Here is an 18289-nt window from a genome sequence, read left to right on the forward strand (position 1 = left end):
GTGCTCCGGTCATTGATTTTGCCGCATTTTCTTCGCCCAACCGGCGGCCACTTGGTCGGAAAATGCTCTAGTCCGCGCGTCCGGCGCGCACCCCGGCGGCGAGCTCGCGCACCAGCGTCGTCACCGCCTCGACCGAGCCGAGCCCTCCCCGGTCCTCGCCGTCGAGCGTGCCGGCGAGCGCGGCGACGATCGACGAGCCCACCACCACCCCGTCGGCGTGGCCGGCGAGCGCCGCGGCATGCGCGCCGGTCTTGACGCCGAAACCGACCACCACCGGCAGGTCGGTGTGGCGGCGGATCCGCTCGACCGCGGCGCCGACGGCGCCGAAATCCGGGGTCGCCGTGCCGGTGATCCCGGTGATCGACACGTAGTAGACGAAGCCCGCGGTGTTCGCGAGCACCGCGGGCAGCCGCGCCTCGTCGGTGGTCGGCGTGGCGAGGCGGACGAAGGCGAGGCCGGCTTCGATCGTCGGCAGGCAGAGCTCGTCGTCCTCCTCGGGCGGGAGGTCGACCACGATCAGCCCGTCGATCCCGGCGGCCTTGGCGTCGTCGAGGAAGCGGGCGACGCCGTAGGTGTAGATCGGGTTGTAGTAGCCCATCAGGATCACGGGCGTGCCGGTGTTCTCGGCCCGGAAGCGGCGCACCAGCTCCAGGGTGCCGGCCAGCGTCTGCCCGCCTTTGAGCGCCCGCAGGCCCGCCGCCTGGATCGCCGGCCCGTCCGCCATCGGGTCGGTGAAGGGCAGGCCGAACTCGACGATGTCGGCGCCCGCCTCCGGCAGGGCGCGCAGGATCCGGAGCGAGGTCTCGGCATCGGGGTCGCCCGCCATCACGTAGGTGACGAGGGCGGCGCGCTCTTCCGCGCGGCAGCGGGCGAAGGTGTCGGCGAGGCGGGTGGACATCGGGGGCGACCTCGGGGGCGGCGGCGCGCCCGCGGAGGAGCGCGCGCCGCGGACGGGCGGAACGGATCGCCGCGCCTACACCATCGGGGGCCGCAGATAAAGTTTCACGCCGGCGGAGCGGCCTCCGCCGCGGCGCGCAGGCGCGACAGGCTCACCGATCCCTCTTCCAGCCCGACCCGCTCCTGCCCGCTCGCCAGCATCAAGGCCAGGGCGTCCTTCAGCGAGGCGTCGGGAGACAGGCGCGGCGCGTCGCCCGCGGGATCCGGCTCGGCGTGGTCGCGCGCGGGCAGCAGGGAGAGGCGGCGCAGCAGCCGGTCGCCCCCGACGAACTCCGCCGCGAAGGCGTCGGCGGGGGCGGCGAGCAGGGCGGCGGGCGGCGCTGCCTGGACCAGGCGCCCGTCGCGCATCAGCGCGACCGTGTCGCCCATCCGCACCGCCTCGTCGATGTCGTGGGTGACCATCAGGACGGTCTTGTCGAGCTTGGCCAAAATCCCCCGGACCTCGTCCTGCAGGCGGGTGCGGGCGACCGGATCGACGGCGCCGAACGGCTCGTCCATCAGCAGCACCGGCGGGTCGGCGGCGAGCGCCCGGGCGACCCCGACGCGCTGGCGCTGGCCCCCCGAGAGCGCGTCCGGCCGCCTTTCGCGAAATTCCGTCGGGTCGAGGCCGACGAGGTCGAGCATCGCGTCGACCCGCTCTGCGATCCGCGCCCGCGCCCAGCCGAGGAGGCCCGGCACCGTCGCGACGTTCTGCGCCACCGTGCGGTGCGGAAACAGCCCGACGCCCTGGAGCACGTAGCCGATGCGGCGGCGCAACACGATCGGGTCGAGCCCGGCGACGTCCCGGCCCTCGACCAGGACCCGGCCCGTGCTCGGCACCACCAGGCGGTTGACCATCTGCAGGGCGGTCGACTTGCCGCAGCCCGACGGGCCGATCAGCACGCAGGTCGTGCCGGCCTCGACCGTGAGGTCGAGGGCGTCGAGCGCCGGCCTTGCCTGCCCGGGATAGGTTTTTCCCGCCCCCTCGAAGCGGATCATCGGCGGCGCCTCCGGTCGGGGCTCAGCAGCCGTGGCAGATCGATCCGAGGGTGCGCTTCATCCGGCTGTCCCAGGCCTTGTCGCGGGCCGCGGTGGCGGCCTGGGCCTTGCGGAGGGCATCCGCCGAGTCGGCCTTCGCGGGGGCCGGCTTCACCGCGGCGGCACCCGCGCCGCCAGAAGCCGCGCCGTCGACCCGGCGGGGCTGCCGCCGGCCGCCGGGCGCCGGCGTCGCGTCGGGAGCGGTCACGCCGGCGGGGGTGGATCCGAGCGGGGCGGTGGTCTCGGTCTGCGCCGCGGCGGTGCCGGCGGCGAGGGCGAGGAGGGCGGTAGCGAGGAGGAGGCGCATGGCGGGGTCTCGGGGCCGCCCGAGCGGGGTGCGGGCGGCCGAAAAAGGGGCGGTCGCTCACCTTATGCATGTTTTCCGCCCGGAGGGACACCGGCGCCGATCGGCGCATCCCGGGGGCGCCGGCCGGGTCGCGCGGCGATCGCGTGCCCGCTCAGGCCGTCCGGCGCAGGCCGTGGGACGGCGCCGGCATCTCGGACGGCGCCCGGTCCTGGGCCACGATCACCTCCGGCACCCCGGCGGCCTCGGCGGTGTCGTACAGGCCGACGAGGCGCGGATCGTCGGCCTCGGCGTTCGAGGCGATCACCACCGCGTCCATCCAGGCCGAGACCGCGCTCACCAGCGGCCAGGTCCCGGCGGCGAAGCCGTCGTCCATGCAGGCGATCACCCAGTCGTAGGCCTCGCCGAGGGCGTCGAAGGTGAGGCCGAGGGCGTCGCGCCCCGAGACCAGGGTCTCGGCGTCGCCGTGGCCGCGGCCGATCAGGTTCAGGCGCGGCCCGGCATCGGGCCGGATCACGGTGGTGAAGTCGGCCCGCCCGGCGACGAGGTCGATGAGGCCCGGACGGTCCTCCTGCGCCTCGTCGAGGCGCACCAGGAGGGCGCGGCCGTGCAGGGAGGCGACGCGGCCGAGGCTGCGGGCGAGGCCGTCGTGGTCGGTCTCGCCACCGGTGCCGACGAGGAGCACCCGCCGGCCGCCGCCCGCGGTCTCGATCGCGTCGAGGCGCGCCACCAGCACGTCGAGGTCGTAGCGGGCTTCGAAGGGCAGCCGGACCGGGGCGGGGGCAAGGAGGGCGTCCGCGACCGGCGGGACCGTCGCGGCGGGCACCTCCGGCGCGACCGGCGGGATCGGATCGGCGGGGGCGTGCGCGACGGCCGGCGGGACCGGCGCGACGGGCGGCATCGCCGGGGACGGTGCCGCCCGGGATGGCATCGCTTCGGACGGCGACGGCTCTGCGGCCGACGCTGGTTTCGCCGCCGGGACCGGCGCGGCGGCGAGGACCGGCTCCGCGGCCAGGGTCGGCGCGGCGGCGAGGACCGGCGCGGCGGCAACGAGCGGCGCGGCGGCCCCCTCCGGCTCGGCCGGACGGGTGGCGGAGGCCGCCGCCGGCATCGCCGGGGCGAAGGTGGGCGCCGTGGCGACGGGAGCCTCCGGCACCGGCTCGCTCTCCGGCCGCCGCACGGGCGGGCGGCCGCGGCCGCGGCCCGGCGGATCGCCGGCCAGCAGCGCCTTGGCGACCACGCTGCCGATGGCGAACAGCAGGGCGATCACCGTGGCGAAGAGGATGATCGGCAGCTTCTTGGGGAAGGACGGCAGGTCGGGCACCACCGCGCGGGAGACCACGCGGGCATCGGCCGGGGCGGCGCTCGCCGCGTCGCGGGCGGCGGCCTCGCGGAAGCGGCCGAGATAGGATTCGAGCTGCTCGCGCTGGGCCTTCGCCTCGCGCTCCAGGGCGCGCAGCTCGACCTCGTCGCCGTTCGCCTTGGCGACGACGGTGCGCTGCGCGTCCACCGCCGCCTGCAGGCTCTCGACCCGGCTGCCGGCGATGCGGGCATCGTTCTCGAGCGTGCGCACCGCGCGGTCGGCGGCGGCGCGGATCTGCCCTTCCAGTCCCTCCAGCTGGGCCCGCAGTTCCTTCATCCGCGGGTGCTGCGGCAGCAGCGTGCGCGCCTCGAGCGCGAGCTGCGCCTTGAGGCCGATGCGCTGCTCGACGAGGCGGCGGATCAGCTCGTTGTTGGCGACGTCCGGGATCTCGAAGCCGCGGCCGTCCCGCATCATCTCGCGGATCAGCTTGGCCTTGGCGCCGGCATCGGCCTGGGCGGCGCGGGCCTGGGTCAGCTGGGTCGAGATCTCGGCGAGCTGCTGGGCCGCCAGCGGCTGGTTGGCGGTGCCGCCGCTGCCGATCAGCCCGTTGCGCGCCCGGAACGCCTCGACCTTCCCCTCGGCCTCCGCGACGCGGCTGCGCAGGGTCTCGATGTTCGTGCCGAGCCAAGTCGAGGCGTAGCGGGCGGTGTCGACCTTGGCGGCGGCGAGGGAGGAGAGGTAGAGGTCCGAGATCGTATTGGCCGCCCTGGCGGCGAGTTCGGGATCCTTCGACCGGAACTCGATCGTCAGGATGCGCGACTTGCCGGCCGGATAGACCAGCAGCCGGTCGAAGTACTTCTCCAGCACCCGGTCGACCGGCTCGCGGTCGAGGGGATTCTGGGCGAGGCCCAGCATCACCAGCACCTGCTGCAGGCCGCCGACCCCGTTGACCATCGGGTCGAATTCGGGATTGCCGACGAGGCCGAGGCTCTTGATCGCCTCGCGGGCGATGTCGCGCGACATCACCACCTGGACCTGGCTCGCCACCGCCTGCTCGTCGATCGGCTGGGGCAGCTCCCCCCGGTCCTGCTGCAACCGGGTGAGGGCGCTGTCGCGGCTCTCGAGCAGGAGCTTGGCTTCCGCCGTGTAGCGCGGCGGCACGACCTGCACGAAGGTCACGGCGAGGCCGAAGGCCGCCACGGTCGGCAGGAGGATGACGAGCCAGCGCCGGCCCAGCAGCCGGCCGACATCGCCGAGGGTCAGGCCGTCCTCGCTTCCGCGCTCCCGGATCGCCGTGTCGGGCCTGTCGGTCCCGGTGAACTTCGCCTGCTTCCGTCCCATCCTGGTCCTTGCCGCAGTCTCGGTGCCGGGATCCTGCGAATCCTCGCTCTTGGCGACTTTGCTCTTGGCGTCCTTGCTCGTGGGCTCTTGGCGCCCCCGACCGGCCAGGCGGTCGGGCAGGCGGGCATGCGACCGCTCGGCGAAGGGAAAGACGCGGGGCATTGCGGACCGTCGATCAGGAGGCGGGGCTGGCCCGGACCGGGCCTTGCCGCCAGCACACTCGATTAAGGTTGCCGTGCAGTTAAGACCCGAATCCTCTGTGCCGGTCCGCCGGCCGGCCTCGACAGGTCAGAGTTCATTAACCACGGCACTCTAGGCCTGGGGACAAGACGACCGACACGACTTGAACTGGCCGGAAGCGATGAACCGACGCGCCCTTCTCACAGGTCTGGCGACCACGCTCGCGCTCGGCGGCTGCCTGCGTCCCGAGTACCGCACCGCGCTCCTCGACGAGACCGGCACCGGCTCGGTCGGCGCCGCCTACTCGCTCGCCGCCGGCGACCGCCTGCGGGTGATCGTGTTCGGGCAGGACAACCTCTCGAACATCTACGCGGTGGACGGGGCCGGGCGCATCGCCATGCCGCTGATCGGCCCGATCAAGGTCGCGGCCGGCTCGACCGCGCAGGCCGCCCGCGCCATCGAGGCGCGCCTGCGCGAGGGCTTCGTGCGCGAGCCGCACGTCACCGTCGAGGTCGAGGTCTACCGGCCGTTCTTCATCCTGGGCGAGGTCACCACCTCGGGCCAGTACCCCTATGTCAGCGGCATGACGGTCGAGACCGCGGTGGCGATCGCCGCGGGCTTCGGTCCCCGCGCCGCCCGCGACTACGCCGTGCTCACCCGCGAGGGGCCGACCGGCCTCGTCTCGGGCATCGTGCCGATGACCTACCCGGTCCGCCCCGGCGACACGATCGTCGTCAAGGAGCGGTGGTTCTGACACCTGACGGATCGCCAGAGCATTTTCCGACGAAGTGGACACCGGCTCGTCGAAGAAAATGCGGCAAAATCGAAGACCTGGAGCATCGTCCGATGGCAGCGCCATTGGATGATGCTCCAGAAGCCTCGGACTTGCGCTGACCGGCGGTTAACCACGCCCTCATCCATCGCGGTCCGCGTTGGTCTTCCCTCCCTCCGCTTAACCTCATGCCCACGGGCCTTGGGCGAGATATCGGCAGCCGCGCGCCGCGGCGCCGCCATCCGTCTCCGAGGACATGCCCGTGGCCGCCTCCCAACTCCGCCTCGACGCCGATCCCGCGCCCGTGGTGGCCGCGCCGGTGCCGCCGCCCGCGGCGGCCACGCGGGAGCGGATCCTGCACGTCTTCCGCGCCCCGGTCGGCGGCCTCTTCCGCCACGTCCTCGACGTCGCGCGGCTGCAGGCGGAGGCCGGCCACGCCGTCGGACTGTTCTGCGACGCCAGCACCGGGGGCGCCCGGGCCGAGGCGGTGCTCGCCGAGCTGGCGCCGCACCTCTCCCTCGGCATCACCCGGCTGCCGATGCGCCGCAACCCGCATCCGAGCGACCTCGCGGCGCTGGCGGCGCTCTCCGGCCTCGTGCGCCGCCTGGCTCCGACCGTGCTGCACGGGCACGGCTCCAAGGGCGGCCTGTTCGCCCGCCTGGTGCCGGCCCTGGGCGGGGCGGAGCCGGTGCGCGCCTACACGCCGCACGGGGGCAGCTTCAACTACCGCCCGGGCACGCCGCTCCATCGCCTCTACATGCTGGCGGAGGGCGTGCTGACCCGCCGCACCGACGTCTTCCTGTTCGAGAGCGATTACATCGCCGGGCGTTACCGGGCCTATGTCGGCCCGACCGAGCGGCTGGCGCGGGTGGTGCACAACGGCATCTCGGCCGCCGAGTTCGCCCCGATCACTCCGGACCCGGAGCCGTTCGACCTCGTCTATATCGGCGAGCTGCGCGAGGCGAAGGGCGTGCCGGTGCTGTTCGAGGCGCTGGCGCGCCTGCGCCGGGAGCAGGGGCGGCGCCTGACCCTGCTGGTGGTCGGCTCCGGCCCGGACGAGATCGCCTTGCGCGAGCGCGTCGCCGCCCTCGGTCTCGCCCAGGACGTGCAGTTCGAGCCGCCCCAGCCGATCCGCGCCGCCTTGAGCCGCGCCACTGTGATGGTGGTGCCCTCGCTCGCCGAGTCGCTGCCCTACGTCATCCTCGAGGCGGCCGCCGCCGCCCAGCCCCTGGTCTCGACCGATGTCGGCGGCATCCCGGAGATCTTCGGGCCCGCCGCGCCGGCCCTGGTGCCGCCGCGCGACGTCGCCGCCCTCGGCGGGGCGATCCTGCGCAAGATCGACCAGGATCCGGAGGAGCGCGCCGGCGAGGCGGCGGCGCTCAGCGCCTTCGTCCGCTGCCGCTTCTCGATGGACCGGATGGCCCAGGACGGGCTCGCCGGCTACGCCGCCGCCCGGGCCCGGCGCTAGCCGCGGCCCTGCCGGTTACGACCGATTTTCGACAAACCCGACGCGGTCGCCTTAAGCCTTCCCTCAGGGCTTCCCGGCAGGATCGCAATCCTAACCCCCGGACGATGCGTGATTTTCCCCGTCACGACCGAGACCGGAACCGTGTCATGAGAACCGTGCCATGAGTGCGTTCGACGTCCGCGACATCCTCAAGACGGTGGCGGCCGACCCGGCCGGGCCGCTCGGCCGCCCGGGCCCGGAGCGCGAGGCCGTGCCGCCCGCCGAGACGGTGGCGCCGGTCCGGCCGGACCCGGTCGTCTCGCCGGTGGTGTTCACCGGCTGCGTCCGGGCCGTCGAGTTCGTCCTCGTGGCGCTCGCCGGCCTGTGCGCCCAGCGCTGGCTCCTCGCCGGCGCGGTGCCGCTCCATCTCGGCTACGTCGGGGCGATCCTCGGGCTCGCCGGCCTCAACGTGCTGGTGCTGCAGGCGCTCGGGGCCTACGGCATCCGGGCGTTCCGAGCCTTCTTCAGCGTCGGCGCCCGAGTCGTGCTCGGCTGGTCGCTGGTGATGCTGCTCGCCGCGACCGTGCTGTTCTTCGCCAAGCTCGGCGACAACTACTCGCGGTTGTGGCTCGGCACCGTCTATGGCGGCGGGCTGGCGCTGCTCGTCGTCGAGCGGCTGGTCCTGTCGCTGGTGGTGAGCGCACAGATGCGCCGCGGCCGCTTCGACCGGCGCGTCGCCATCGTGGGCGGCGGCGAGCCGGCCGAGGCGCTGATCCGGGCCATCGAGGCGCAGGCCGATTCCGGCCTCAAGGTCGTCGGCCTGTTCGACGACCGCAACGACGGCCGCTCCTCCGACGTGGTCGCCGGCTACCCGAAGCTCGGCACGGTCAGCGACCTCGTCACCTTCGCCCGGCGCACCAAGGTCGACCTGATTGTCTTCACGCTGCCGATCTCGGCGGAGGCGCGCATCCTGCAGATGCTGGCCAAGCTCTGGGTCCTGCCGGTCGACATCCGCCTCTCGGCCCACGCCTCGAAGCTCCGGCTTCGCCCGCGCAGCTACTCCTATCTCGGCTCGGTGCCGGTGCTCGACGTGTTCGACCGCCCAATCGCCGACTGGGACGTCGTGGTGAAGGGCGTGTTCGACCGCATGGTCGGCGCCGTGCTGCTGCTCCTGCTCTCGCCGGTGATGCTGGCGGTGGGGCTCGCCGTGAAGCTCACCTCGCCGGGCCCGGTCTTCTTCCGGCAGAAGCGCCACGGCTTCAACAACGAGGTGATCGAGATCTACAAGTTCCGGTCGATGTACACCGACCAGTGCGACTACGCCGCGAACAAGATCGTCACCAAGGGCGATCCGCGGGTGACCCGGGTCGGCCGCTTCATCCGCAAGAGCTCGCTCGACGAGCTGCCCCAGCTGATCAACGTGGTGCGGGGCGAGCTGTCCCTGGTCGGGCCGCGCCCGCACGCCCTCCAGGCCAAGGCGGCCAACACCCTCTACGACCAGATCGTCGACGGCTACTTCGCCCGCCACAAGGTGAAGCCCGGGATGACCGGCTGGGCGCAGATCAACGGCTGGCGCGGCGAGACCGACACCAACGAGAAGATCCAGCGCCGCGTCGAGCACGACCTCTACTACATCGAGAACTGGTCGGTGTTCTTCGACCTGCAGATCCTGGCGATGACTCCGCTGGCGCTGTTCAAGACCGAGAACGCGTATTGAGCGGGGAGGGGACCCCCAAGTCCCCGCTTCCCTGTCGGCGCCGCCGGGGCGGCCCGGCGGCCATGCAGGGCCGGTCCCCTCGGGGCCGGCCTCTTTCGTCAGCCGATATAGGGCCACGCCCGCAGCGGGCAGGTGCTCTCCGAAGCCGGCACCTTCGCCGCGGTGCCGCCCGCCAGATCGATCGGGACGATATGGGCCGACCCGGCGGGGGTGAGGCCGGTCGGGCCGATCAGGATGACGGCGACGAACAGGATCCTTGCAACGTTCAGCATCGCTCTTCCTTCACCCGGCCGCGTCGGACCGTCGATGGAGGGACCTGTGCGATGGCGCCGTTGCAGGGTGATTGCGTGCCGTGTTGCGGCGGAGAGACCTCCGATCCGGTTCAAAGCCTCCGGACCGAATTCACATCCTCTTGTCATCCCGGGGCCGCGTAGCGGAACCCGGGATGACTCGGAGCTGCGCATTCCGGTGCGCCAGACCGACAGCGAGGGCTCCAGGCATCGCCAGCGAGCCCGGCCGGACGACCGGGCTCGCCGCTACTCCGCCGTGGCGTCGACCGTCAGGCGGTCGAAGATCTTGCCGGGGCTCGGGGCGGTGCTGAAATCCATCAGCCCGAGGCCGGCCGGATCCTTGGCGGCGGCGCTGACCGAGAGGCGGCCGGGCTTGACCACGAACCGCGACACGGCCTGGCCCAGCGCCTTGGCGGATGGCGAGCCGCCGAGGACCGCCGGGATCCCCAGCATCGCGGCGGTGCCGTATTCGCGCTGCAGCTCCTCGGGCTTGAGGCTCTGCGCCTTGGCCTGCTGATCGACGAAGCGCTGGAACAGGCCGCCATTCTCGAGGGTGAGGCCCAGGGACTTGGCGCTGGCGCCGAGCAGAGCCAGGGAGGAGACCATCGGCTCGGGGTCGAACACCTCCTTGCCGATCCCGCCGATCGTGCCGGTGATCCGGGCGGTGCCCATGTCCTTGCCGGTGAGCGTCACGTCCTTGACGATGACCTCGCGGGCGGCTTCGTCCCAGCGGGTCTCGGCGGTGCCGGAGAGGTCGAGGCTGGTATAGCCGAGGCCGGCGAGGTCGGCGAGGACCGGCGCCGTGGTGCCGGGCGGGACCGCGCAGGTGAAGCCGTCGAAGGCGAGGCGCGAGGCGGTCGGCACGCCGTCGCGCAGGTCGCTCATGGCGAGATCGGCGTTGCGCACGGCGAAGCGCATCGGGCCCGACGCCTTCAGCGGATCCTCGGCCGAGGGCTGCGCCGGCAGGTCGACGTCGAGCGTCTCCAGCGCGATGCGGCCGATCCCCGGGGCGTAGCGGCGCAGCTCGGCCTGGTCGAGCGGGCCGGCGGCGGCGCGGCGCAGACCCTCCAGCACCGGCTTGAGCGACAGGCCGGACAGCGTCAACCCCTTGAGGGCGACGCGGCCGGCCGGAGCATCGACGGACAGGCCCTCGGCCCTCATCCGGCCGGCCCCGTCCTCGAGCCCGTAGGTCACGCGGGCGAGGCTCGCCTGGACCGGGTTCGGTCGCTTGCCGCCGCCCGGCGCCGCGAAGGTGACGCCGCTGATCTCCAGCCCGCCGACGCCGATCCCGTCGACGAGGTCCGCGGCGAGGCCCGACAGGCGGGAGCGCTCCGGTCCCGCAGAATCCCCTTTTCCTCTGCCCGCTCCCTCCGCGAGCGCCCGCACCGACTCCGCCCACGGGATCGTGGTCGGCCGGCCGGTGAGGTCGCGGGCGTCGATGCGGGCGATGCGCAGGGCCGCCCCGTCGGGGTTGGTGAGCGCGATGTCCTCGGCGGTGACGCCGCCATAGATCCGGATCGGGGTCGCGTCGGGCCCGCCGGGCTCGGTGAACAGGCGCGCGAGGCCCGGCAGGTCGACCTCGCGGGCGCTCAGGCGGCCGTAGGCCCCGGCGGCGTCGGGGCCCGGCCCCTCGACCGTCAGGGTGGCGCCCCCGGCCTCCAGCGTGCCGATGCGGCCCGCCGCGACGTCGCGGGCGACGACGTCGTGGTAGACCGCGACCTGGACGCGCCCGCCGGCCGGCTGCTCGACCCGCAGCACCGGGATCACGATCTCGCGGGCGGAGAGTGTTTCGAGGCGGATCCGCCACGGCGCGGGCCCGGCCGGATCGAGGACGGCCCGCGCCTCGTCCCGGGACAGGGCGGTGCCGCGCAGTTCGAGCTTCGGCGCCTTCAGGGTGATCGGCCCCAGCGGCAGCACGACCTCGTCCAGGGCGACGGTGGCGCCCACCGCGGTGCCTTGGGCCGCCGCATCCTGGGTCGGCGTCGTCTGGGCCAGCGCCGGGCCGGCGAGGGGCGGCAGCACCGGCAGGGCGACCGTCAGCGTCGCGCAGGCGAGAGCGCCGAGCGCGGCCCGGGCCACGCCCGTTGTGGAGAAGCGGGTCATGGCGGAGCGTCCCGGGATCGTGAAGGCGGGATTACAGGGAGAACGAGGTGCCGCAGCCGCAGGAGGCGGTGGCCTGCGGGTTCTCGATCTTGAACGACTGGCCGATCAGGTCGTTGACGAAGTCGATCGTCGCGCCCTCCATGTACGGGAGCGAGGTCGGGTCGACCAGCACCGTGGCGCCGTCGACCTCCACCGCGAGGTCGTCCGCGGCGCGGTCCTTCGCGATGTCGAAGGCGTACTGGAACCCGGAGCAGCCGCCGCCATTCACGCTGATGCGCAGCATCGAGCCGGGGGGCTCGGCGCCCATGATCTCGTTGATGCGGCGGGCGGCGCGGGACGTCAGGGTGATCGGGGTCATCGACGGCTTCTCGGGTGGGGGTCCAGCGTGCGAAGGCAACATAAGAATGCCGGCCGTGAGCCGCAACTGCGGCGCATGAGAGGCAAGGGTGCCGTGCGCGTGCAACAGCGGCGCATGATGGGCAAGGGTGCCGTGCGCCCGCAACAGCGGCGCACGGATGACGAACGGGAGCTGCGACGTGAGACGGACAGGCGAGCGCTGGCGGGCCCCCTACGGCAGCGATCCGTTCGCGTCGCGCGGGCGGCTGATTCCCGAAAGCCCCTCCCCGACCCGGACCGACTTCCAGCGCGACCGTGACCGCATCGTGCATTCGGCCGCCTTCCGGCGCCTCAAGCACAAGACGCAGGTCTTCGTCCACCACGAGGGCGACCATTACCGCACCCGCCTGACCCACACCCTGGAGGTGAGCCAGATCGCGCGGGCGCTGGCCCGCGCGCTCGGCCTCGACGAGGACCTGGCCGAGGCCCTGGCGCTGGCCCACGACCTCGGCCACACCTGCTTCGGCCATACCGGCGAGGATGCGCTGCATGCCTGCATGCGCGATCACGGCGGCTTCGACCACAACGCCCAGGCCCTGCGGCTGGTGACCCGGCTGGAGCGGCGCTACGCCACCTTCGACGGGCTCAACCTGACCTGGGAGACGCTGGAGGGCCTCGTCAAGCACAACGGCCCGCTCCTGACCCGGGACGGCCGGCCGACGCCGCACTACGCGGCGAGCGGCATCCCGGTGGCGATCACCGAGTACAACCTCCAGAACGACCTGGAGCTCGCGACCTTCGCCGGCCCCGAGGCGCAGGTGGCGGCGCTCGCCGACGACATCGCCTACGACGCCCACGACCTCGACGACGGGCTGCGGGCCGATCTCTTCACCCTCGACGACCTCGAGGAGGTGCCATTCCTCGCCGGCCTCCTGGACGAGATCCGCCGCACCTATCCCGGCCTCGAGCGCTCGCGGGTGGTGCACGAGCTCGCCCGCCGGGTCATCACCCGCTTCGTCGAGGACGTGATCGCCGAGGCCGAGCGCCGCCTCTCGGCGTTGCAGCCCGTCGACGCCGCCGCGATCCGCCACGCCGCCGGCCCGGTGGTCGCCTTCTCGCCGGCGATGGCGGCGGCCGACCGGGACATCAAGACGTTCCTGTTCGCCCGGATGTACCGGCATCCCGGCGTGATGGCGGTGCGCCGGCGCGCCGCCTCGATCGTCGAGGACCTCTTTTCCACCTTCCGGCGCGACCCGACCCGGATGCCCGAGGAGTGGAGCGCCGGCCTCACCGGCTCCGACGACCCCCGCACCCCGCGCCGCGTCGCCGACTTCATCGCCGGCATGACCGACAACTACGCGGTGAGCCAGCACCGCCGGCTGTTTCCCGAGACGCCGGACCTGCATTGGGTGATCTGGCCGGGGCTGGATGGGTGAGGGGTCGTGCGAGCGCCTCTCGATCCGCGCGACAGGACTGCCATCCACCGGGTCATTCCGGGGTCGCGCAGCGGAGCCCGGAATCCAGAACCGCGGATGGTTCAGAAGAATTTGGAGACCGTCCCGTCTTCTTCTGAATTACCTGAGTTTCTGGATTCCGGGCTCCGCTGCGCGGCCCCGGAATGACGCGGAGGGCGTCAAGACTGTTGAACAGGCTCCGCCGCCGGTTCAAATCCCGATCACCCCTTCGCAATTACTTTCTGCAGGCAGACCGCGTTGGTGTCGCGATAGCCCAGGTGGTCGTAGAAGCCGAGGACGCCGTCATTCTCCCGGCGCACCAGCAGCTGCACCTTCCAGACCCCGCGCGCCGCGAGCCAGGCTTCCGCCGCCTCGACCATCCGCCGCCCGAGCCCGCTGCCCTGCTGCCCGGGCGCCACCGCGACGTAGTAGAGCCAGCCGCGATGTCCGTCCTCGCCGGCCATGGCGCTGGCGAGGATGCGCCCGTCGACCTCCGCCACCAGGACGGTGCCGTGCGGGCCGCGGCGGGCGAAGGCGATGTCGGTGGCCGGGTCGTTCCAGGGCCGCGCCACGCCGGCTTCGTGCCACAGGGCGATCACCGCCGGCACGTCGGCATCCTCGATCTCGCGAATCGTCGGGGTCATGTCGCGCAGCCGTCCCCGGTATCCCGCACGCTTGGATCCCGCACGTTCTAGCGGATCGTCGGGGCCGGTGTCGGGGAAGAAATCCTGGCGGAGAGAGAGGGATTCGAACCCTCGATACGGTTGCCCGTATACACGCGTTCCAGGCGTGCGCCTTCAACCACTCGGCCACCTCTCCGGGCCAGATCGGCGGGGCGGCGGAGCGCCCGTGCCGGTCAGGTGCCGTCCTCTAGCGGGGCGCGGGCCGCGACGCAAGCGCGAGATGGGCGGGAGGCCGTGGAAGCCCGAGAATTCCTCGTTGGACGGACACGGCGCCGCTGCAACCGGTGCAGGGTATCGGCCGTTTCGATCATCGGCCGGCGTGTGGGCGCCGGTCGGCCGGGATCGGCCGCCCGAACAACAGGAGACCGCCCGTTCCCTCGTGCCGCCTCCCGGCGGGTGTTGCGGACGGGCACGACCGGCGAGGACAGGCGACGTGGACAACGACACCGTGAAGGCCAAGGACGAGACCCAGCACGAGCGGCCCGTGATCCTGGTGGTGGAGGACGAGGCGCTGACGATCATGGATCTCAGCGACGTGCTGGATGCGGCCGGCTACGAGGCGCTGCAATCGGCCTCCGCCGAGCGCGCCCTCAGCCTGCTGACCGGGAGGTCGGACATCGTCGCGCTGATCACGGATGTCGAGCTCTCCGGCAAGACGGACGGCTTCGACCTCGCCCGCAGCGCGGCGCAGATGCGGCCGGACCTGCCGATCGTCGTCGTGTCCGGGCGCAGCAAGCCCGATCCCGACCGGATGCCCGCCCATGCCCGCTTCGTCGCGCGGCCCTGCCGCGGCGACGACATCCTGGAGGTGCTCAGGACCTTGATGAAGGGTTAGGGATGGGGAGCTGGGGACCCTGCGGCTCCGGCTCGGCCAGCCACACCTCGACCGGGGCGCAGGCCTGGCCGAAATCGAGGATCAGGTTGCGCAGCCGGCGCGCCGGGCTTCCGGGCGCGCCGGGCATCTCGACGAACTCGCCCACGGCCCGCAGGACACCCTCGATCCGGTGTCGACCCAGGGTCAAGCTCACGGGCGTCCCGCTGCTGGTGTCCACGCTGGATACTCCTCTCACTGTCAACCGGATAACGCGGTGCGGCGAGGGGTGGTCCATCGGTGAGTCGATCAAGGTTACGGTCTGGTCACCGACGTGCACGACCCGGAGATTTGCATCCCGAGGTTGCGCCGGCGCCGCCGGCGTCAGAAACCCTCCGCCTTGAGGGCGCGCAGGCGCCGGGCGCCCGTCTCGGCCGGGCTGCGGGCCGGGGAGAGGCGGCGCTCGATCGCCTCGAACTGGCGGCCCTGCGCCGCCAGGAGGAGGCGCAAGGCCGCGATGCTGGCGTGCAGGTCCCGGGCGTCGCTGAGCGGATCCGGGGAAAGGTTGGCTGTCAGAGGCTGAGTCGGCATGGCCGGCATCAGGAGCGGCCAGGGTTAACCGGAGGTAAAAAAACCTCGCCGCGCAGGCGGCGCGGCGAGGTCGTCGGCTCAAGGCGATCTCGGGCGGTTCAGCTGCCGGCGCGCTCGCGCAGGGCCGGGATGAACAGGTCCTGCCAGGTCGCCGGCTTGGTCTTCATGATGCCGGCCCGGTGCATGAAGGTGACGAACTCCATGATGCCGTGCGGCGTCGCCGAGAACTTGCTGTCCGGGTCCTCCAGGATCTGGGCGACGTCGGCCGGGCTCACCTTCACCTTCGAGGAGCGGGCGAAGATCTCGGCGGTCTCGGCCTTGTTGGTGATGATGAAGTCGCAGGCCTGGTCGAGGGCGGCCAGGAAGGCCAGGGTCGTCTTCGGGTTCGCCTCGGTGAAGCGCTTGAGCGCGAACACCACGTCGAGGGTGATGTTGCCGAAGATCTGCGAGGCCTTGAGGATCGTGCGCACCTTCGGGTCGGCACGCTCGACGCCGGTGAAGGGCGGCGAGGCGAAGTGTGCGACGATCTCGGTCTTGCCCGAGAGCAGGGCGGCGACCGCCTCCGGGTGGGGCAGGCCGACGGTGCTGGAATCGAGCTTGGTGTAGTTCTCGGGCCCGAACTGCTTGGCCACCGCCATCTGCAGCACCACCGCGGCGAGCGAGGTCTTGATGCCCGGGATGGCGATCTTGTCCTTCGGGGTGAAGTCGGCGAGCGACTTGATCTCGGGCTTGTTGACGTTGAGGTCGAGGGCGGTGGCCGACATGCCCGAGACGCCGATCACCTCGGTCTTCGGGCTGCCGCGGCCCTTCGACCACAGGGCGAGGAAGCCGGGCGCCCCGGTACCGGCGATGTCGAGGGAGCCGGCGATCATCGCGTCGTTGATGACGTTGCCGCCGTCGAGCGTCAGCCAGGTCACCTTGACGTCGCCGAGGCCCGCCTTGGCGGCCTGGGCTTCCAGGAACTTCTTCTCCTGCATCACGAAGAGCGGCAGGTAGAGGACGCCGTAGCCCTTCGAGATGCGGATCTCCGACACCTCGGCCCCGGCCGGGATCAGGCTCATGGAGAGCGCCAGGGCGGCGCCGGCGGCGAGGCCGAGGAGCTTGCGTGCGAACATGTGGTTTCCTCCCAAACTTTGTCGGTCATGCTCCCCGGGCCGTCGCCGGTCCAGGGGGCAAGGCTCCAGGGGGTTAAGGCGCAGGACCGCGGTTTTAGTGCTGCATGCCCCAGCGGCGGATCGTCTTCTTCTCGATGTTGGCGAAGATCACGTTCTCGACGAAGAGACCGATCATGATGACGGTGAACAGGCCGGCGAAGACGTTGGTGGTCTCGAGGGCGTTGCGATTCTCGAAGATGTACCAGCCGAGGCCGCCCGAGCCCGAGGAGACGCCGAAGACGAGTTCCGCGGCGATGAGCGTGCGCCAGGCGAAGGCCCAGCCGACCTTGAGGCCGGTGAGGATCGAGGGGAAGGCCGCCGGGATCAGGATCGCCCGCACCAGGCTCAGGTTGCGCAGGCCGTAATTGAGGCCGACCATCCGCAGCGTGTTCGAGACCGAGCGGAAACCCGCATGGGTGTTGAGCGCGATCGCCCACAAGACCGAGTGGACGAGGACGAAGACCACGCTACCCTGGCCGAGGCCGAACCAGATCAGCGCCAGCGGCAGGAGCGCGATCGCCGGCAACGGATTGAACATCGCCGTCAGCGTCTCGAGCAGGTCGGTGCCGATCCGCGAGCCGATGGCGAGCGTGGTGAGCAGCGCGGCGAGTACGATGCCGATGCCGTAGCCGATGGCCAGCGTCTGGAGCGAGACCAGGGCCTTGGTGGGGATCTCGCCGCTCAGGATCGCGGCGGCGAAGGCCTCGACCGTGGCGGAGAAGGTCGGGAACAGCAGCGGGTTGTCGAGCCAGCGGCCGTAAGTCTCCCAGATCACCGCGAGGACGGCGAGCACCAGCGCCTTGCGCAGCCAGCTCTGGCGATAGGCGAGCTCGGCGAAGGACAGGCGCTGCTCGACGCTGATCGCACCGGCGGCGGAGGTCTCGCGGACGATCTCGGGCCTTTGGGCCAGAGGCGTGGTGAGGGGGGCGAGGGTGGCGGTCACGGCGTGTCTCCCGGATTCTCTGTCGGTCAGGCGAACAGCATGTCGTTGATGCGGGTCTCGAGGGCGCCCTGCGCGGCGGTGCCGAGCTCCGAGGCCGGCAGGCTGTTGAGCTCCGCCTTGACCTGGCCCGGATGGGGCGAGAGCAGCAGGATGCGCGTGCCGACCTTGATCGCCTCCTCGATCGAGTGGGTGACGAACAGGACCGTGAACCGGGTGTCGTCCCACAGGCGCAAGAGCTCGTCCTGCATCTTGCGGCGGGTCAGCGCGTCGAGGGCGGCGAAGGGCTCGTCCATCAGGAGGATGTCGGGCTCCATCGCCATGCCGCGGGCGATCGCCACACGTTGCTTCATGCCGCCCGACAGCATGTGCGGGAAGGAATCGGTGAATTTCGCCAGGCCGACCTTCTCGATATAGGCCATCGCCCGGTCATCGGCCTCCGCGCCGGTGGCGCGGCCAGACGCGGTGAGCGCGAAGGCGACGTTCTGTCTGACCGTCTTCCACGGCAGGAGCTGGTCGAACTCCTGAAAGACCATCATCCGGTCGGAGCCCGGCTCGGTGACCTTGCGGCCCTTCAGCTTGATCTCGCCCTCGACGGGGGTCATGTAGCCGCCGATCGCCTTGAGCAGGGTGGACTTGCCGCAGCCCGACGGCCCGAGCAGGATGTAGCGGTCGCCCGGCATCACCTCGAAATCGACCCGGTAGGTCGCGGTGACCAGGTGATCGGTGGTCTTGTACTGGAGCGTGACGCCCTCGACCTGGAGCAGCGGCTCGGGGATGATGGTTGGGCGTGCGTTCATAGTGGGCCTCCCCTTACGTCCGTCGTCGTGCCGTTGGGCCGTGCGTTCGATCTGGCCGGGCGTTGGAGCGTGGGATAGGCTTCGAACCT

The 18289-nt window shown here is 72.0% G+C and carries 18 protein-coding genes and 1 tRNA gene; 5 read left to right on the forward strand and 14 right to left on the reverse strand.

The window, feature by feature from the left end:
• Nucleotides 1-67: 67 nt before the first annotated feature.
• The 4 genes from trpA to BM430_RS05775 all read right to left on the reverse strand — a co-directional run bounded on the left by trpA (nucleotide 68) and on the right by BM430_RS05775 (nucleotide 4922).
• Nucleotides 68-898: a tryptophan synthase subunit alpha gene (gene trpA / locus BM430_RS05760; RefSeq protein WP_093566280.1), complete on the reverse strand. Its 831-nt coding sequence runs from the start codon at nucleotides 896-898 to the stop codon at nucleotides 68-70.
• Nucleotides 899-1002: 104 nt separating this feature from the next.
• The gene (locus BM430_RS05765) at nucleotides 1003-1935 is read right to left on the reverse strand and encodes an ABC transporter ATP-binding protein (RefSeq protein ID WP_093566282.1); all 933 of its coding nucleotides are present in this window, start codon (nucleotides 1933-1935) and stop codon (nucleotides 1003-1005) included.
• 22 nt (nucleotides 1936-1957) lie between these two features.
• A complete protein-coding gene (locus tag BM430_RS05770) occupies nucleotides 1958-2281 on the reverse strand; it encodes a hypothetical protein (protein ID WP_093566284.1) in 324 nt (107 codons plus the stop codon).
• A 151-nt stretch (nucleotides 2282-2432) separates the two neighbouring features.
• Nucleotides 2433-4922: a GumC family protein gene (locus tag BM430_RS05775; protein WP_093566427.1), complete on the reverse strand. Its 2490-nt coding sequence runs from the start codon at nucleotides 4920-4922 to the stop codon at nucleotides 2433-2435.
• 361 nt (nucleotides 4923-5283) lie between these two features.
• On the opposite strand from BM430_RS05775, the gene BM430_RS05780 reads away from it, so the two are divergent.
• The 3 genes from BM430_RS05780 to BM430_RS05790 all read left to right on the forward strand — a co-directional run bounded on the left by BM430_RS05780 (nucleotide 5284) and on the right by BM430_RS05790 (nucleotide 9038).
• Nucleotides 5284-5856 carry a polysaccharide biosynthesis/export family protein gene (locus tag BM430_RS05780; RefSeq protein WP_093566286.1) on the forward strand — a complete coding sequence of 191 codons (573 nt, stop codon included), beginning with the start codon at nucleotides 5284-5286 and terminating at the stop codon, nucleotides 5854-5856.
• Between the two features lie 325 nt (nucleotides 5857-6181).
• The gene (locus BM430_RS05785; RefSeq protein ID WP_244539349.1) at nucleotides 6182-7342 is read left to right on the forward strand and encodes a glycosyltransferase family 4 protein; all 1161 of its coding nucleotides are present in this window, start codon (nucleotides 6182-6184) and stop codon (nucleotides 7340-7342) included.
• Between the two features lie 160 nt (nucleotides 7343-7502).
• Nucleotides 7503-9038, forward strand: a complete 1536-nt coding sequence (locus tag BM430_RS05790; RefSeq protein ID WP_093566290.1) for an undecaprenyl-phosphate glucose phosphotransferase — start codon at nucleotides 7503-7505, stop codon at nucleotides 9036-9038.
• A gap of 98 nt (nucleotides 9039-9136) precedes the next feature.
• Here BM430_RS05790 and BM430_RS34570 read toward each other — a convergent pair whose 3' ends face one another.
• From BM430_RS34570 to BM430_RS05800, 3 genes are all read right to left on the reverse strand, one after another.
• Nucleotides 9137-9310: a hypothetical protein gene (locus tag BM430_RS34570; protein ID WP_177302952.1), complete on the reverse strand. Its 174-nt coding sequence runs from the start codon at nucleotides 9308-9310 to the stop codon at nucleotides 9137-9139.
• A 264-nt stretch (nucleotides 9311-9574) separates the two neighbouring features.
• Nucleotides 9575-11431, reverse strand: a complete 1857-nt coding sequence (locus tag BM430_RS05795) for a hypothetical protein (protein ID WP_093566292.1) — start codon at nucleotides 11429-11431, stop codon at nucleotides 9575-9577.
• A 31-nt stretch (nucleotides 11432-11462) separates the two neighbouring features.
• Nucleotides 11463-11789: a HesB/IscA family protein gene (locus BM430_RS05800; RefSeq protein ID WP_093566294.1), complete on the reverse strand. Its 327-nt coding sequence runs from the start codon at nucleotides 11787-11789 to the stop codon at nucleotides 11463-11465.
• Nucleotides 11790-11946: 157 nt separating this feature from the next.
• Here BM430_RS05800 and BM430_RS05805 point away from each other — a divergent pair, with 157 nt between their 5' ends.
• Nucleotides 11947-13203, forward strand: a complete 1257-nt coding sequence (locus BM430_RS05805) for a deoxyguanosinetriphosphate triphosphohydrolase (protein ID WP_093566295.1) — start codon at nucleotides 11947-11949, stop codon at nucleotides 13201-13203.
• A gap of 239 nt (nucleotides 13204-13442) precedes the next feature.
• Here BM430_RS05805 and BM430_RS05810 read toward each other — a convergent pair whose 3' ends face one another.
• Both BM430_RS05810 and BM430_RS05815 read right to left on the reverse strand, forming a co-directional pair.
• Nucleotides 13443-13865, reverse strand: coding sequence for a GNAT family acetyltransferase (locus BM430_RS05810; protein ID WP_093566296.1), 423 nt, complete (start codon nucleotides 13863-13865; stop codon nucleotides 13443-13445).
• Nucleotides 13866-13950: 85 nt separating this feature from the next.
• A tRNA-Ser gene (locus BM430_RS05815) sits at nucleotides 13951-14040 on the reverse strand.
• Nucleotides 14041-14352: 312 nt separating this feature from the next.
• Here BM430_RS05815 and BM430_RS05820 point away from each other — a divergent pair.
• Nucleotides 14353-14739: a response regulator gene (locus BM430_RS05820; protein WP_093566428.1), complete on the forward strand. Its 387-nt coding sequence runs from the start codon at nucleotides 14353-14355 to the stop codon at nucleotides 14737-14739.
• Here BM430_RS05820 and BM430_RS05825 read toward each other — a convergent pair.
• The 5 genes from BM430_RS05825 to BM430_RS05845 all read right to left on the reverse strand — a co-directional run bounded on the left by BM430_RS05825 (nucleotide 14717) and on the right by BM430_RS05845 (nucleotide 18200).
• Nucleotides 14717-14956 carry a hypothetical protein gene (locus tag BM430_RS05825; protein ID WP_093566297.1) on the reverse strand — a complete coding sequence of 80 codons (240 nt, stop codon included), beginning with the start codon at nucleotides 14954-14956 and terminating at the stop codon, nucleotides 14717-14719. The two genes, BM430_RS05820 and BM430_RS05825, sit on opposite strands and share 23 nt — an antisense overlap.
• Nucleotides 14957-15099: 143 nt before the next feature.
• Nucleotides 15100-15306 carry a hypothetical protein gene (locus BM430_RS05830; protein ID WP_093566429.1) on the reverse strand — a complete coding sequence of 69 codons (207 nt, stop codon included), beginning with the start codon at nucleotides 15304-15306 and terminating at the stop codon, nucleotides 15100-15102.
• 98 nt (nucleotides 15307-15404) lie between these two features.
• Nucleotides 15405-16421: an ABC transporter substrate-binding protein gene (locus BM430_RS05835; protein ID WP_093566298.1), complete on the reverse strand. Its 1017-nt coding sequence runs from the start codon at nucleotides 16419-16421 to the stop codon at nucleotides 15405-15407.
• A 94-nt stretch (nucleotides 16422-16515) separates the two neighbouring features.
• Nucleotides 16516-17403 carry an ABC transporter permease gene (locus BM430_RS05840; RefSeq protein ID WP_093566299.1) on the reverse strand — a complete coding sequence of 296 codons (888 nt, stop codon included), beginning with the start codon at nucleotides 17401-17403 and terminating at the stop codon, nucleotides 16516-16518.
• Between the two features lie 26 nt (nucleotides 17404-17429).
• Nucleotides 17430-18200, reverse strand: a complete 771-nt coding sequence (locus BM430_RS05845; RefSeq protein WP_093566300.1) for an ABC transporter ATP-binding protein — start codon at nucleotides 18198-18200, stop codon at nucleotides 17430-17432.
• Between the last annotated feature and the right edge of the window lie 89 nt (nucleotides 18201-18289).

The sequence above is a fragment of the Methylobacterium sp. 174MFSha1.1 genome, assembly GCF_900116815.1.
Taxonomy (GTDB): Bacteria; Pseudomonadota; Alphaproteobacteria; order Rhizobiales; family Beijerinckiaceae; genus Methylobacterium.